This is a genomic window from Pseudomonas sp. TMB3-21 (genome assembly GCF_054898145.1).
On sequence record NZ_CM142718.1, the window covers coordinates 4,987,897 to 5,002,551 of the forward strand.

The window sequence follows — 14,655 nt, forward strand, 5'->3', positions numbered from 1 at the left end:
GTGAGGCCTGGTGATTGTCGGGGGTACTTAAGCCAAGGTGGCTTTAGCTTTCTCGACAATCGCAGCAAACGCCGCTTTTTCGTTCACTGCCAGATCAGCCAGAACCTTACGGTCGATCTCGATGGACGCTTTTTTCAGGCCGGCGATGAAACGGCTGTAGGACAGACCGTTAATACGTGCACCAGCGTTGATACGAGCGATCCACAGAGCGCGGAACTGACGTTTTTTCTGACGACGGTCACGGTAGGCGTATTGGCCTGCCTTGATTACCGCTTGCTTGGCAACACGGAATACGCGCGAGCGAGCGCCGTAGTAGCCTTTAGCAAGTTTCAGAATTTTTTTGTGACGTTTACGGGCAATGACGCCACGCTTTACACGAGCCATGAGTTACTTCCTCTATTCTTAACCAAAAATTAGCAAAGGCGCAGCATACGCTTGACTTTTGCAACGTCGGACGGGTGCAGCAAGCTGCTACCGCGCAGCTGACGCTTACGCTTGGTCGACATTTTGGTCAGGATGTGGCTCTTGAAAGCGTGTTTATGCTTGATACCGTTAGCAGTTTTCAGAAACCGCTTAGCAGCACCACTTTTCGTTTTCATTTTTGGCATGTTCGGATACTCCGCATTCAGTTGATAAACATAATCAGAAGGCCTGCCGTGCCCTGATGATTATTTCTTCTTTTTCGGGGCGATGACCATGATCAGCTGGCGTCCTTCCATCTTAGGATGCTGTTCGACCGAACCGTACTCGAGCAAGTCACCTTCAACCCGCTTGAGGAGTTCCATCCCCAGCTCCTGGTGGGCCATCTCACGGCCGCGGAATCGCAAGGATACCTTGGCCCTGTCCCCATCACTCAGGAAACGTACCAGGTTGCGCAGTTTTACCTGGTAATCCCCTTCCTCCGTCCCTGGACGAAACTTGATTTCTTTAACCTGGATCTGCTTCTGGTTTTTCTTGGCCGCGGCAACCTGTTTCTTCTTCTCGAAGATCGATTTGCCGTAGTCCATCAGTTTGCAAACAGGGGGTACTGCATCGGCGGAAATTTCCACCAAATCCAGTTTGGCCTCTTCAGCCTTAAGAAGCGCGTCTTCAATTGACACAATCCCAAGCTGTTCACCTTCAGCTCCAATTAACCGAACCTCGCGTGCCGAGATATTCTCGTTGATCGGGGCTTTCGGTGCAGCTCGTTTATCTTGTCTCATTTCACGCTTAATAGTAATTACTCCATATCTGGGCGACCACGCCGGGAAACCGCTTGCGCGAGAAACTCAGCGAACTGGGCGACGGGCATCGAGCCCAGGTCAGCACCTTCACGAGTACGCACAGCGACAGTCTGCATCTCGACTTCCCGATCTCCGATAACCAAGAGATAAGGGACCTTGAGCAAAGTATGCTCGCGGATTTTAAAGCCGATCTTTTCATTTCTCAAGTCAGACTTGGCACGAAATCCGCTTTCGTTGAGAGTTTTTTCAACCTCGGCGGCGAAATCGGCCTGTTTGTCAGTGATGTTCATGATCACTGCCTGTGTCGGAGCCAGCCACGCGGGGAATGCCCCTTCGTAGTGCTCGATCAGGATCCCGACGAAACGTTCGAAGGATCCGAGGATCGCCCGGTGCAGCATGACCGGGTGCTTGCGACTGTTGTCTTCGGAGACGTATTCGGCTCCCAAACGGACAGGCAGGTTAAAATCGAGCTGCAGAGTACCACACTGCCAAACACGGCCAAGGCAATCTTTCAACGAAAACTCGATCTTAGGACCGTAGAACGCGCCCTCGCCCGGCTGCAGATCATACGGCAGGCCAGCGCTATCAAGGGCTGCAGCCAATGCCGCTTCGGCGCGATCCCACAGCTCGTCGGAACCTACGCGTTTTTCCGGACGAGTGGACAGCTTCATTTCAACGTCTTTGAAGCCGAAGTCGGCGTAGACGTCCATGGTCAGCTTGATGAACGCGGCGGATTCGGCCTGCATCTGCTCTTCAGTACAGAAGATGTGGGCGTCGTCCTGAGTGAATGCACGCACACGCATGATGCCGTGCAGCGCACCCGATGGCTCGTTACGGTGGCAGGCACCGAATTCGGCCAGACGCATCGGCAGCTCGCGGTAGCTTTTCAGGCCTTGATTGAACACTTGCACGTGGCAAGGGCAGTTCATTGGCTTGATTGCGTAGTCGCGGTTTTCCGACTGAGTCGTGAACATGTTGTCGCCGTAGTTGGCCCAGTGCCCGGATTTCTCCCAGAGACTGCGATCAACAACTTGCGGCGTTTTGATTTCGAGGTAGCCGTTGTCGCGCTGAACTTTGCGCATGTACTGCTCGAGCACCTGATACAGCGTCCAGCCGTTCGGGTGCCAGAACACCATGCCCGGCGACTCTTCCTGAGTGTGGAACAGGCCCAGACGCTTGCCAATCTTGCGGTGATCGCGCTTTTCGGCTTCTTCGATGCGCTGAATGTAGGCCGCCAGCTGCTTCTTGTCTGCCCATGCGGTGCCGTAAACGCGCTGCAATTGCTCGTTCTTGGCATCGCCACGCCAGTAGGCGCCGGACAACTTGGTCAGCTTGAAAGATTTCAGAAAGCGCGTGTTCGGCACGTGCGGACCACGGCACATGTCGACGTATTCTTCGTGATAGTACAGACCCATGGCCTGTTCATCCGGCATGTCCTCGACCAGGCGCAACTTATAATCTTCGCCACGGGCCTTGAACACTTCGATCACTTCGGCGCGCGGAGTGACTTTCTTGATCACGTCGTAATCTTTTTCGATCAGCTGCTGCATGCGCTGTTCGATCGCGGCGAGGTCGTCCGGGGTGAAAGGACGCTCGAAGGCGATGTCGTAATAGAAGCCTTCGTCGATGACCGGGCCGATGACCATTCTGGCGGTCGGGTACAGCTGCTTGACCGCGTGGCCGACCAGGTGAGCGCAAGAATGGCGAATGATCTCCAGCCCCTCTTGATCCTTTGGCGTAATGATTTGCAGCGTGGAATCGCTGTAGATGATGTCGCTGGCGTCGACCAGCTTGCCATTGACCTTGCCGGCCACGGTGGCCTTGGCCAGACCGGCACCAATGGATGCGGCGACCTCGGCTACGGAAACCGCGTGATCGAATGAACGTTGACTGCCGTCGGGAAGAGTAATAGTTGGCATGGCGCCTCCTCTCCTAGTGGTGACCCCTACCAAAGGTCACGTGGGTTGGGATGAGCCAGTACAAGATTCGATCCAGGCCATTCAATGACGAACGCCTGCCTTACAGCGGCAGGAGCCTTGCGGCCAACCGGAAAACCGAACCAGAGTGACTGGGATTCAAATCAGGGTTATTCGAACACTTGCCGCTGCCGGGACTGAAGGTCATCCGGGGCCTGCAAACGCCCGAGCGGGGCATGCTAGCACAGATGAACGGTCATCGCGGCAACGAGGAATCCAGCGGCGCCAATCTACGGTTTTTATGCCAGAGTGCTGAACTTGATCCCCCCTTTACCCCTCAGATAACAAGACATTGACCCACAAGGAGCATCCCAGCATGCATCTGAAACGTTTATTCGCCGTCATCGCCCCCGTCGTCCTGCTGCTGCCGCTGGCCGCTCACGCCGACTGGCCCAAGGGCGAGCGCGAGAAGTACATGACTCAGTGCACTACGGCTGCCACTCCACAGATCGGCGCGGCAGCGGCGAAAGCTCACTGCGCATGCGGTGCTGATGCGATCAAGTCTTACCCGGCTGCAGATATTCAGGCTTTGATGGACAATAAGGCCACCCCGGAACTGCAGCAGAAAGCATTGGGTCAGATCGCCAAATGCAAAGCCGATGTCCCCGCGAAAAAATGAGAAAAGAGACGCTATGACCAGGTCGCAGGCCGATAAAAAGCCCTGGATTTGAGACTTTTCACACGATTTACGCAGGTCTTTCAGCTTTTTTTATCGTCTTTACTTTCGGCTGAAAGCCTTGTAAAACGGGGCTTCCAGCTACACCCAGCAACAAAGAATGCGTTGGTGAGGGTCAAACAGCACGTCCGGGGGGGTCCCAAATCGAACATTTCGACTATGATACCCCGGTGTGCCCAGTTGGCCTGAGCAACACAGTACTGAAAAAATATATGTTTCTTGGAGATACACCATGTCTAATCGCCAAACCGGCACCGTTAAATGGTTCAACGATGAAAAAGGCTTCGGCTTCATCACTCCTCAAGGTGGCGGTGACGACCTGTTCGTACACTTCAAAGCTATCGAAAGCGACGGTTTCAAAAGCCTGAAAGAAGGCCAAACCGTTTCCTTCGTGGCTGAGAAAGGCCAAAAGGGTATGCAAGCTGCACAAGTCCGCGCAGAGTAATTTTCTGCCGCACTAAAAAAACCCCGTCCATGTGACGGGGTTTTTTATGTCCGATACAAAAGCCGGAACAATCAGCCGCAGTTGACGCGAGTGACGATCTGACTGGCGTCGGTGTTCAGGTTCAGACGATCGGAACGGTATTCCAGCGTCACCATGTCAGACGGCATCAGGAACCGTGCATTCTGCGCACCTGCGCGGGTGCGAGCCTGTTCCAGCAATTCGGGCGAAGCCTTTTTGCCTAGGGTGAATTCCGCAGCCTTTGCCTCACAACGGCTATGACCGGCATCAGTCGTCGTGACAGGGTCCGGTGCCGTCTCGGTAGACGTGCTGCTGCAACCAGCCAGCAGCGTTGCCGCCAGCAAAGTACCCAATGACGCGAGCTTCCAAGGCATGAAGCCTCCTATTTCGTTAATTAAACTGAGATCGTGCGACCGCCGATCCGGCGTTTCGTTTCAAGAAGAGTGCTAGCACTCTGCCTACGAATCGAAGAATCCGCGAGTTTGCCTGAGCAGAATGCCCCGTCCATCCTTCAATCGTGACTGGATATGAACAGGCTCAATACACGTCGATGTAGTCGAAGGGCGGATTCGGCCAGTTCTCTTTGAGCGCGTTAAAAATCTGCATGACCCAGACTTCGTCACTGGCTGCGACACGCCCGACATACCCCGAGCCTTTGGCCCACGTCTCAAGTCGAAACAAAAGCCCGTCGATGTCAGTACCGCCCACGGTGCCGGACGAGATATAGGCAATGCCGCCTTTGGTGACTCGCAGCTGCGTATGCTCATCGTCGCTGGCAGAGGCCAGCAACTGACGCACCGCTTCAAGGGTCAGGCCGTCCGGAGTGTTCAAATCGATCTGCACAACGTGATCCTTCGGAAATCATCAAAGACCAAGTGTCGCATAGCCCTTCTCTCATGCCTAAGTCGGAGTGCCAAAAGCCCTGCAAAATGGTTAACTCGCACCCAGACTTTTCCATATTCACGAGCGCCATCATGACCATCGTAAGTATCGACGCCGACATCAAGGCCAAGTGGCCACAAGGACATAGCTCCTATAGCCCGGGCAGCCCGGAAGAGTTGGCAATCATTGGTATCGATCTATTGGTCAAGGAACTGGGCACCGAAGCGGCCCAGTCATTTATTGCGCAGGTATTTGAGAAGTACCTCGTCGAATATATGGACATGGTGCATCCAGGCAAGGAATAAAACCCGCAGGCGGTTGCCTGCGGGTCTGACGCTTACTTCAATCGCGCCAAGCGCTGGGTCAGCAGATCGAAAAAGCCCTGCGCATCACCGTTCTCCACCCAGAAAGCGTTCTTCGGCGCTTTCAAGCCGTCATACCAGTCGACAACGGTCTGACCAAACGTCGGCCCTTCGCGACTGTCGACCACCACGTTTACCGAGCGCCCGGTAAACAGCTCCGGCTTGAGCAGATACGCAACCACCGTGGCGTCATGGACCGGGCCACCCGGAAGACCGTAGTGTTCCATGTCACCTTTGACGTACTCGTTGAGAATCCCGCTGACCAATTTGCTTGCGTTGTTATTCAGCGCAGCAATCTGCTTCAGACGGGTTTCGCTGGTAAGGATCTTGTGCGTCACGTCCAATGGCAGATAGGTAAGTTTGACCCCGCTTTTCAGCACGACTTCAGCTGCCTGCGGATCGGCGAACAGGTTGAATTCGGCCACCGGAGTGATGTTGCCACCATTGAAGTGCGCACCGCCCATGATCACCACTTCCTTGATGCCCTGAACGATCTCGGGCTCTTGAATCAGCGCCAGGGCCAGGTTGGTTTGCGGGCCGAGCATGGCGATAGTGATGCTGTGTGGCTTGGCAGTCTTCAATGTGTCGATCAGATAATTGACTGCACTGCCCTGCTCAAGACCCTTCTTCGGCTCGTGGACCGCTACCCCCGACAAGCCTTCCTTACCGTGAATGTTCTCTGCGTAGATCGGCGTGCGCATCAACGGCCTGGGCGCGCCGGCGTACACCGGAACATCTTCACGCCCCGCCCACTCACGAGCCAGGCGTGCATTACGCGATGTCTTGTCGAGGCGCACATTGCCGGCAACGGTGGTCAACGCACGGATATTCAACTCTTCCGGCGACGCCAGCGCGAACAGCAATGCGACCACATCGTCAGCACCGGGATCGGTGTCGATGATCAGATCGATTTTTTCCGCCGCGTGGACGCTGGTTGCGCTAATCAGGGACAAAAGCAGGAAACTCCGAAGCAGTTGGGGCAGTTTTTTAGCATAGCGGTGCATGGCGCACTCCTTGTGCGTGGGAAAACCAGGAAGAAACAGCCGATCAGAACGTTACCCCAGCCACTAGAACAATGTTGCAGTACGGCTGACATTCGCCTGTACGAACAATCGCCCGTGCTTGTCGGCTAAGGACCTTGAATTGGTCGTGGCTGAGCAACTCACGTCGCCCCAGCGCTCCCTCGGCATCCAATGCATCCAGCGTCGTCAGCGCAGAGGGTTTCTTTTGCAGAATTTCTTCGGCGAGCACATGGCTCTCGACCTGCATCTCGCTGAGCACCACGTTCAGGGTGCTGACGAAATCCGGGATGCCGTGGGTCAGCGCCAGATCGATCAGCTCGACACCCGGCGGCACTGGCAGTCCGGCATCGCCGATCACGACCATGTCGCCATGGCCAAGCGAGGCGATCAGCCGTGACAGTGCGACATTGAGCAGAGGAGTTTTTTTCATGATGCTGTGAATGCCTTAACGTCTTTCAAGGTGGGTATCGAAGGTTGAGCCCCTGAGCGAGTCACAGACAGCGCGGCGGCGACCTGACCGAAACGGATCGCTTCGGCCTCGCTCTGGCCGGCGGACAGCGCTGCTGCGAAACCGCCGACGAAGGTGTCGCCAGCCGCAGTGGTATCGACCGCCTTCACCTTCGGCGCCGGGAAATGCTCAAAACTTTGCCCGTTGGCAAACAGCGAACCCTGCGACCCAAGGGTGATGATGACCTTGCTAGCGCCCATGGCGATCAGACGGGTCGCCGCCATTTCAGCGGTTTCCAGTGAGTCCACCGGCAATCCGCTCAGGGCAGAGGCTTCGCTTTCATTGGGAATCAGGTAATCGATGGCCGCGTACCAGTCTGACGGCAGCGGACGACTGGCCGGAGCGGGATTGAGGATCACGGTTTTACCCAGTTCCCGGCCGCGCTTGAGCGCGTGGCCCACTGTCGCATCGGGCACTTCCAGCTGACAGATAATCACGTCCGACGCCTGCAATACCGCATCGAAATGATCGATCACGTCTGCCGTCAGCGCACCGTTCGCGCCGGCCACGATGACAATCGCGTTCTGACTGTTATCGTCGACCACGATCAAGGCCACACCGCTGGCACCTTCCACGGTGCTGACGGCCTGACAATCAATGTTGTCGGCCAACAGCGACTCGCGCAATTCGTTGCCGTAGGCATCGCTGCCGACACAACCGACCATCGAAACCTGCGCACCGAGGCGCGCTGCGGCAACGGCCTGGTTCGCACCTTTGCCACCGGAGACGGTGGTAAAAGATTGGCCAATCAGCGTCTCACCGCCCCGGGGCAGACGTGAAGCCCGGGTCACCAGGTCCATGTTCAGGCTGCCTATCACCACTACTTTTGCTGACATACATTGCTACTCATCAATTCGGTTTCAGCGGGTCTGGTTACTGGTTCAGCGAATTTGGGCAGACAGGCCGGCGAGCGGCGCGGTCGATTCCCGCAAAACGATACTGGGCGTGACGATCCGCTGATCGGTAGGCAAAGTCGGGTTGGCGATCCGGCGCAAAAGCACTTCGGCCGCCATTTCCCCCAACTGCACAATGGACTGGCCGACGGTGGTCAGCGCCGGATACACATAACGGCTCATCTGGATGTCATCGAAACCGATGACCGACAATTCATTTGGCACACGAATGTTGCGCTCGGCAGCCGCGCGCAATACACCTATGCCGATCATGTCGTTGCCGGCGAAGATGGCGCTGGGCGGCTCCTTTTCCAACAGAATCGCGGCGGCGTTGTAACCGCCGGTACTGGTGAAGTCACTCTCGAACATGCGCCCGCGAGACACTTCGACGCCCGCCTCGGTCAAGGCGCGGCAATAACCAGCCAGACGCATCTGCGCGACGCTGGTGCTGGCCGGGCCGCCAATCGTGGCGATGTCCCGGTGACCCAGTTCCAGCAGATGGCGGGTCGCCAGATAGGCACCGAATTCGTGATCGATGCGCACCAGGTCCGCATCGAGCCCTTCCAGCCCTCGGTCGACAATAACCATCGGCGTACGCACGCCGGCGAGGCCTTCCGCCAAACCGCCATCACCGCCCGCCGAAGCCACGATCAGACCGTCGATGCGCTTTTCCAGCAACACACGCAAATAACTGCGCTGCTTGTCCGGGTTGTCATCGGAGTTGCAGAGGATCACGCAGTAACCGTTGCGTTCGCAGTAATCCTCAATGCCTCGTGCCAGTTCGGCAAAATACGGGTTGAGACTGTTTGGCACCAGCAGTCCGATGGTCGCCGTGGTTTTCGCTTTCAGCGAACGAGCCACCGCACTGGGCACGTAGTCGAGCGTCTTGATGGCCGCTTCGACCTTGATCCGCACCTCTTCACTGACCGGGCGCGTCTTGTTCACCACGTGGGAAACCGTCGTGTAGGAAATCCCCGCGAGTGCTGCCACATCCTTGATTGTTGCCATGACTCAGGTCCGCCGGCTTGCGCGCTGACTGCGATAGGTGTCGAGCACTACGGCAATCACAATAACCGCGCCGGTGATGATGCGCTTGGTCGGTTCAGTTGCACCGATCTGCGCCAGGCCGGCTGCCAGTACGGAGATAATCAGGACGCCAAAAAACGTGCTGATCACCGAGCCGCGCCCACCCATCAGACTCGTGCCGCCAATCACCACGGCGGCAATGACCTGCAGCTCCAGACCGGAACCGGCATTCGGGTCCGCCGCTTCCAGGCGCGAAATCTGAAACAGCGCGGCGATACCGGCCAGCAGCCCCATCAGACTGAATACCAGAATCTTGTAGGGCTTTGGATTGATCCCCGCCAGACGCACGGCCTCTTCGTTGGTGCCGATGCCGATCAGGTAACGGCCGAACACCGTGCGGGTCAACACGGCCTGGGCAATGAAGATGATCAGCAACGCAATGATGAAAGACGGCGAAATGCCGAAAGCGATCGGGTTGGACAGCCAGGCGAATGCATCACCGATGTAGGCGGTGCGCGAGCCGGTCATTTGATAAGCCACGCCACGGGCCATTTCCAGCACGCCGAGCGACACGATAAATGAAGGGATGCGCCACGCCACCGTGATCGAACCGGTGATGGTCCCGGCCAATGCCGCCGCTGCCATGCCCAACAGCGCTGCCGGCAGAACGCTCCAGCCCCAGCCGAGAATCGCTACACTCACCGTCGACGCGGCGAGCGCCAGCACCGAGCCTACCGAGAGGTCGATGCCGCCGATGATCAACACGAAGGTCATGCCCACCGCCAGCACCATCAAATCCGGAATCTGGTTGGCCAGGGTGCTGAACGTATCGTAAGAGAAGAAATGGCTGCTCAAGGCAGAGAACAGCGCGATCATCGCCAGCAAGGCACCGGCCAGGCCGAGGTAGGTGCCGAGGCCGTAAAAGTTGCCACTACGTTTGCCGACAGACGTTGCAGTTTTCATGAAAAATCCCTAGGCGCTGCTTCGTTGAGCAACGCATCACGTTTTTGGTAGCCGGCAAACGCGGCTGCAAGCAAGTCATCCTGGGTCCAGCTATCGCGCTCGAAGGTCTCGATCAGACGCCCCGCTGACAACACGCCGATGCGGTCGCAGATCAGCATCAGTTCACGCAAGTCGCTGGAGACCACGACCAACGCTTTACCCTGCCGCGTCAGCTCGCCCAGCAAGGCATAAATGTCGAATTTGGCACCAACGTCGATGCCTCGGGTGGGCTCGTCAAACAACATCACCGAGCAATCGCGCTCCAGCCATCGACCAATGACGACTTTTTGCTGATTGCCGCCGGACAGTTCTGACACGAGTTGCGTCGGACTGGAACTGCGGATGCGCATGGCGTCAATCTGACGCTGAGCCAGAGACACTTCCTCACCGTCATTGACGAACCCGGCGCTGGATATCACCGGCATGTTGCCCAAGGCAATGTTGGCACTGATCGATTGGGTCAGCAGCAGGCCCTCGCCTTTGCGGTCTTCGGTGATCAGGGCAATGCCATGCGCCACCGCGTCTGACGGTGATCGAATGCTCACCACGCGCGCCGGCGAACCCAGCGCCACGGTGCCGCTGTCCGCCACATCGGCGCCGAAAATCAGGCGCAACAGTTCTGTGCGCCCTGCCCCGATCAAGCCGGAAATTCCGTAGATTTCCCCGGCGCGCACTTCAAAAGACACATCGCGAACCTTGTCGGACCTGCTAAGGCCAGTGACCGTCAAGGCGGGTGCACCGATATTGCGCGCTCCCATGTCAATGTGTTCGCCCAGCTCCCGGCCGACCATCAGCGTGACCAGTTGCTCACTGCTGTAATTGGCCATCGGTTCGACGCAGACCAGATTGCCGTCGCGCAGCACCGCGATGCGCTGGGCCACTCGCGCCAATTCTTCGAGACGGTGCGAGATATAAATGATCGACACGCCACGCGCTTGCAGACGGGTGATTTGCTCGAAAAGCATCTCGACTTCACGGGCCGTCAGCATCGCAGTAGGTTCGTCGAGAATCAGCACGTGGCAATCGCCGATCAGGTTGCGGGCAATCTCGACCATTTGCTGATGACCGATACCCAACTCACCGACAAGGGTATCCGGATCAATCGCGTCGAGCCCGACCTGAGCCATGGCCTCAATGGCCGCCTTGCGTAATTGCTTGCGACTGATCCAGCCCGCGTTGCTGGGCAGATTATCAAGGAACAGGTTCTCGGCCACCGACAGAGTCGGCAGCAGATTGAGTTCCTGCATGACCATCCGAATACCAAGGTCTTCAGCCTGGGTGCGACTGCCAGGACGATAATCCTGCCCCTGAAACTGCATCTGGCCAGTGGTCGGTGCGACCAGCCCGCCGATGATTTTTGACAGCGTACTTTTACCGGCACCGTTTTCGCCGGTCAGCGCCAGCACTTCGCCGCGCATCAGCGTCAAATCAATACCCGTCAGGACAGGTTGAGCATAGGTCTTGCCGATGCCGCTGACCGAGAGGACAGCGATCGGAGCGGAAACTGACATAAAAAAATCTCCATGCGCTCGACCGGTCGGACGAGCGCCGTTGTGTCGCCAGAAGGACTACTTGGTAACCAGCTCGACCGGAGTTTCAATCACGCCATTAGCGCCGCTGTCGACTTTCTCGCCCTTGATGATTTTCAGCGCTGTTTCAATGCCGAACACCGCTTGTTTCGCTGCGAACTGATCGGCCGTGGCCAGGACGCGACCATCTTTCAGCATCGGCTTGATTGCATTGATGTTGTCATAGCCGACCACTTGCACCTTGCCCGCCTTGCCGGCCGCGCGCACCGCAGAAACCGCGCCGACCGCCATGCTGTCGTTGCCGGCCAGCAGGGCCTTGATGTTCGGGTATTCACTCAGCATGGAGGAGGCAACCTGATTGCCCTTGTTGATTTCCCAGTCACCGGATTGCAGCGACACGACCTTGATCTGCGCCGCTTCCATCGCATCCTTGAAGCCTGCAGTGCGGGCCTGCGCGTTGGTCGTGGTGGAAACGCCTTCAATGATGCCAACTTCGTCACCGGCCTTGAGCTGTTTGGCCAGGTACTCGCCGACCAGACGCGCGCCTTTGCGGTTGTCCGGGCCTACGAACGGAACGGTGATGTTTTTGCTTTTGACGACTGCCGGATCCAGCTGGTTATCGATGTTGATCACGGTGATGCCGGCGTCCACAGCCTTTTTGATCACAGGCACCATCGCCTTCGAGTCGGCGGGTGCGATGACCAGGGCGTTAACTTTGGAAACGATCATTTGTTCAACAATGCGGATCTGGTTGGCGGTGTCTGTTTCGTCCTTGATGCCGTTTGAGATCAGGTCGAATTCGCCGGAGTGTTCTTTCTGATAAGCCTTGGCGCCATCTTCCATGGTCAGGAAAAATTCGTTGGCCAGTGATTTCATGACCAGTGCGACTTTAGGTTTTTCCGGGGATTCGGCGAATGCCGAGGAGAAAGGCATGGCAGCGGATGCGGCAGCCAGCATAGCGACAGCAAGAAGACGTCCAGCGAATGGCAGCTTCATGGGTTCACTCCGATCTTATGATTATTTTTTTGGCAACGCATTGCGCTGACGTTACCGTTGCGGTCGATACTACCGCCGGAAAGGTTGCCGCGCAAACGTTTGCGTTGATCGAACTATGCGAACCCTACAGATAATTGTCAACGGCCGAACGGCCATTCATACATCGCCGATTATGCGGTGGTACTGACCAGCCCTCCCGACCCACCGCCCTTGGCCAATTCCTTGATCAAGCTGGCAGTCACCTGCGCCAATGCGCCATTTGTCTCGACAATCTGGCCTTGCATCGACATCACGGCCGTCGCCTTGGCTTCCTCTGTCGGGTAAGCCGCGGCCTGCGCAGCGGCCAACTGCTGCTGTTGTTCGCGTAACTGCTGCTGCAGTTCCTGCATGCGTTTGAGCAGTACTTTAACGGCAATGCTTTGAGTGCTTCCACTCTCTTCCCTGGCTTCTGCAGGTGCGCCGCCACCCGTACGAACCTGATTCGAATCACCCTCTTTTTCTTCACCCAGGACCAGTGCCGAGGTTTGATCGGCGGACTCGTTCAACGCATTGATGGTGGCCGTGGACTTGCCACCGATGGTGACAGCAGCCGGATTGGGAAAACCTACGGAAAACGACATGTGAGCTCCTGAGAAAAGATCCTTTGAAGGGACATCGACCGTCCCGCGAGTTTCTTTAACGTCCATTTGCTCAGTGAGTGAAAACCAGGTGAAAGCACACACGAGTTCTGCCGGGAACCCGAACGCTAATACGTTGTGTAGTCGGAATACCGGACGACAGGAATACAGCACTGTAATTTCACAATCTGGTTTAGTGATAAATATCATCAACTTGGAGGCTTTTCTCAGTCCTGCGCATGACTGGTACAGATCCTGCTCTCTTTGATTAGCCTCAGGCTTTCAGATCAGCTTGAGGCACTTCCAAAAGAAAACTGCGTCAGCACCATCTAACAATTAGAGAGATAAAAATAATGACAGCTGCTTTCAGATCCCTCGTTCCGGGCACTTTGGCCCTCCTCCTGCTATTACCCTCCGCCCTTCAGGCGAAAGAAGTCGAGACACAACAAAAGCTGGCCAATGTGGTGATTCTCGCCACGGGCGGCACCATCGCCGGTGCGGGCGCCAGCGCTGCCAACAGTGCCACCTACCAGGCGGCGAAGGTCGGCATCGAACAATTGATCGCAGGGGTCCCGGAACTGAGCCAAGTGGCCAACGTTCGCGGTGAGCAAGTCATGCAAATCGCCTCCGAGAGCATCACCAACGACAACCTGCTGCAACTGGGTCGCCGCGTGGCGGAACTGGCGGACAGCGCTGACGTGGATGGCATCGTCATCACCCACGGCACCGACACGCTGGAAGAGACCGCGTACTTTCTGAACCTGGTGGAAAAAACCGACAAGCCAATCATCGTCGTCGGCTCGATGCGTCCGGGCACGGCAATGTCCGCGGACGGCATGCTGAACCTGTACAACGCCGTGGCCGTGGCGAGTAGTAAAGAGGCCCGCGGCAAGGGCGTGCTGGTGACCATGAACGATGAAATCCAGTCGGGTCGCGATGTCAGCAAAATGATCAACATCAAGACCGAGGCATTCAAAAGTGCCTGGGGTCCGCTTGGCATGGTCGTCGAAGGCAAGTCCTACTGGTTCCGGTTGCCGGCCAAGCGCCACACCATGGATTCGGAATTCGACATCAAGCAGATCAAGTCTCTGCCGGATGTAGAAATTGCCTATTCCTACGGCAACGTCAGCGACACCGCTTACAAAGCGCTCGCTCAGTCCGGCGCCAAAGCCATCATCCACGCCGGTACCGGTAATGGCTCGGTGTCCTCGCGCGTTGTGCCAAGCCTGCAAGCCCTGCGCAAAGACGGCGTACAAATCATTCGCTCTTCTCATGTCAACGCTGGCGGTTTCGTACTGCGCAATGCCGAACAACCGGATGACAAATACGATTGGGTTGTAGCGCACGACCTTAATCCGCAAAAGGCTCGGATCCTGGCCATGGTTGCACTGACCAAGACCAGCGACAGCAAAGAGCTGCAGCGGATGTTCTGGGAATACTGATCTGACCCCGTCCGGCTGAGCTCAGTCTGACATTGCTG

General features: G+C 56.8%; 18 protein-coding genes. 4 read left to right on the forward strand and 14 right to left on the reverse strand.

The annotated features are described in order from the left end of the window. Positions 1-27: 27 nt before the first annotated feature. The 4 genes from rplT to thrS are packed head-to-tail and all read right to left on the reverse strand — an operon-like array spanning position 28 to position 3,142. Positions 28-384 carry a 50S ribosomal protein L20 gene (gene rplT, locus ACYZTS_RS22655; protein WP_007905879.1) on the reverse strand — a complete coding sequence of 119 codons (357 nt, stop codon included), beginning with the start codon at positions 382-384 and terminating at the stop codon, positions 28-30. 29 nt (positions 385-413) lie between these two features. Beyond that, the gene (gene rpmI, locus ACYZTS_RS22660) at positions 414-608 is read right to left on the reverse strand and encodes a 50S ribosomal protein L35 (protein ID WP_003442181.1); all 195 of its coding nucleotides are present in this window, start codon (positions 606-608) and stop codon (positions 414-416) included. A gap of 60 nt (positions 609-668) precedes the next feature. After that, the gene (gene infC / locus ACYZTS_RS22665; RefSeq protein WP_176469887.1) at positions 669-1,220 is read right to left on the reverse strand and encodes a translation initiation factor IF-3; all 552 of its coding nucleotides are present in this window, start codon (positions 1,218-1,220) and stop codon (positions 669-671) included. Then, complete coding sequence (gene thrS, locus ACYZTS_RS22670; protein ID WP_461992201.1) at positions 1,220-3,142, reverse strand: threonine--tRNA ligase; 1,923 nt, start codon at positions 3,140-3,142, stop codon at positions 1,220-1,222. The genes infC and thrS overlap by 1 nt, the downstream gene beginning before the upstream one ends. 373 nt (positions 3,143-3,515) lie before the next feature. On the opposite strand from thrS, the gene ACYZTS_RS22675 reads away from it, so the two are divergent. Both ACYZTS_RS22675 and ACYZTS_RS22680 read left to right on the forward strand, forming a co-directional pair. Continuing rightward, positions 3,516-3,818 (forward strand): hypothetical protein, encoded by a 303-nt coding sequence (locus tag ACYZTS_RS22675; RefSeq protein WP_028624036.1) that lies wholly within the window; start codon positions 3,516-3,518, stop codon positions 3,816-3,818. A gap of 289 nt (positions 3,819-4,107) precedes the next feature. Beyond that, positions 4,108-4,320 (forward strand): cold-shock protein, encoded by a 213-nt coding sequence (locus ACYZTS_RS22680; RefSeq protein WP_007905882.1) that lies wholly within the window; start codon positions 4,108-4,110, stop codon positions 4,318-4,320. Between the two features lie 71 nt (positions 4,321-4,391). Here ACYZTS_RS22680 and ACYZTS_RS22685 read toward each other — a convergent pair whose 3' ends face one another. Next, positions 4,392-4,712 (reverse strand): I78 family peptidase inhibitor, encoded by a 321-nt coding sequence (locus tag ACYZTS_RS22685; RefSeq protein ID WP_028624037.1) that lies wholly within the window; start codon positions 4,710-4,712, stop codon positions 4,392-4,394. A gap of 163 nt (positions 4,713-4,875) precedes the next feature. Further along, the gene (locus ACYZTS_RS22690) at positions 4,876-5,181 is read right to left on the reverse strand and encodes a hypothetical protein (RefSeq protein ID WP_028624038.1); all 306 of its coding nucleotides are present in this window, start codon (positions 5,179-5,181) and stop codon (positions 4,876-4,878) included. Positions 5,182-5,312: 131 nt separating this feature from the next. On the opposite strand from ACYZTS_RS22690, the gene ACYZTS_RS22695 reads away from it, so the two are divergent. Beyond that, entirely contained in the window at positions 5,313-5,525 is a 213-nt protein-coding gene (locus tag ACYZTS_RS22695; protein ID WP_028624039.1) for a hypothetical protein, read from the forward strand. A 32-nt stretch (positions 5,526-5,557) separates the two neighbouring features. Here the strand turns inward: ACYZTS_RS22695 and ACYZTS_RS22700 are convergent, their stop codons facing one another. From ACYZTS_RS22700 to ACYZTS_RS22735, 8 genes are all read right to left on the reverse strand, one after another. After that, the gene (locus ACYZTS_RS22700; protein ID WP_028624040.1) at positions 5,558-6,586 is read right to left on the reverse strand and encodes a nucleoside hydrolase; all 1,029 of its coding nucleotides are present in this window, start codon (positions 6,584-6,586) and stop codon (positions 5,558-5,560) included. Positions 6,587-6,629: 43 nt separating this feature from the next. After that, positions 6,630-7,034, reverse strand: coding sequence for a D-ribose pyranase (rbsD, locus tag ACYZTS_RS22705; RefSeq protein WP_028624041.1), 405 nt, complete (start codon positions 7,032-7,034; stop codon positions 6,630-6,632). Next, complete coding sequence (rbsK, locus tag ACYZTS_RS22710) at positions 7,031-7,948, reverse strand: ribokinase (protein WP_028624042.1); 918 nt, start codon at positions 7,946-7,948, stop codon at positions 7,031-7,033. Before rbsK ends, rbsD begins: the two co-directional genes overlap by 4 nt. A 45-nt stretch (positions 7,949-7,993) precedes the next feature. Continuing rightward, the gene (locus tag ACYZTS_RS22715; RefSeq protein WP_028624043.1) at positions 7,994-9,013 is read right to left on the reverse strand and encodes a LacI family DNA-binding transcriptional regulator; all 1,020 of its coding nucleotides are present in this window, start codon (positions 9,011-9,013) and stop codon (positions 7,994-7,996) included. Positions 9,014-9,016: 3 nt separating this feature from the next. Next, positions 9,017-9,994, reverse strand: a complete 978-nt coding sequence (locus ACYZTS_RS22720) for an ABC transporter permease (RefSeq protein ID WP_028624044.1) — start codon at positions 9,992-9,994, stop codon at positions 9,017-9,019. Next, positions 9,991-11,544 (reverse strand): sugar ABC transporter ATP-binding protein, encoded by a 1,554-nt coding sequence (locus ACYZTS_RS22725; protein WP_028624045.1) that lies wholly within the window; start codon positions 11,542-11,544, stop codon positions 9,991-9,993. Before ACYZTS_RS22725 ends, ACYZTS_RS22720 begins: the two co-directional genes overlap by 4 nt. 57 nt (positions 11,545-11,601) lie before the next feature. Then, a complete protein-coding gene (locus tag ACYZTS_RS22730) occupies positions 11,602-12,558 on the reverse strand; it encodes a substrate-binding domain-containing protein (protein WP_461992207.1) in 957 nt (318 codons plus the stop codon). 170 nt (positions 12,559-12,728) lie between these two features. Next, positions 12,729-13,178 carry a hypothetical protein gene (locus tag ACYZTS_RS22735; protein ID WP_028624047.1) on the reverse strand — a complete coding sequence of 150 codons (450 nt, stop codon included), beginning with the start codon at positions 13,176-13,178 and terminating at the stop codon, positions 12,729-12,731. Positions 13,179-13,528: 350 nt separating this feature from the next. Between ACYZTS_RS22735 and ACYZTS_RS22740 the strand changes: the two genes are divergently transcribed. Next, a complete protein-coding gene (locus tag ACYZTS_RS22740) occupies positions 13,529-14,617 on the forward strand; it encodes an asparaginase (RefSeq protein ID WP_461992209.1) in 1,089 nt (362 codons plus the stop codon). Positions 14,618-14,655 lie beyond the last annotated feature (38 nt).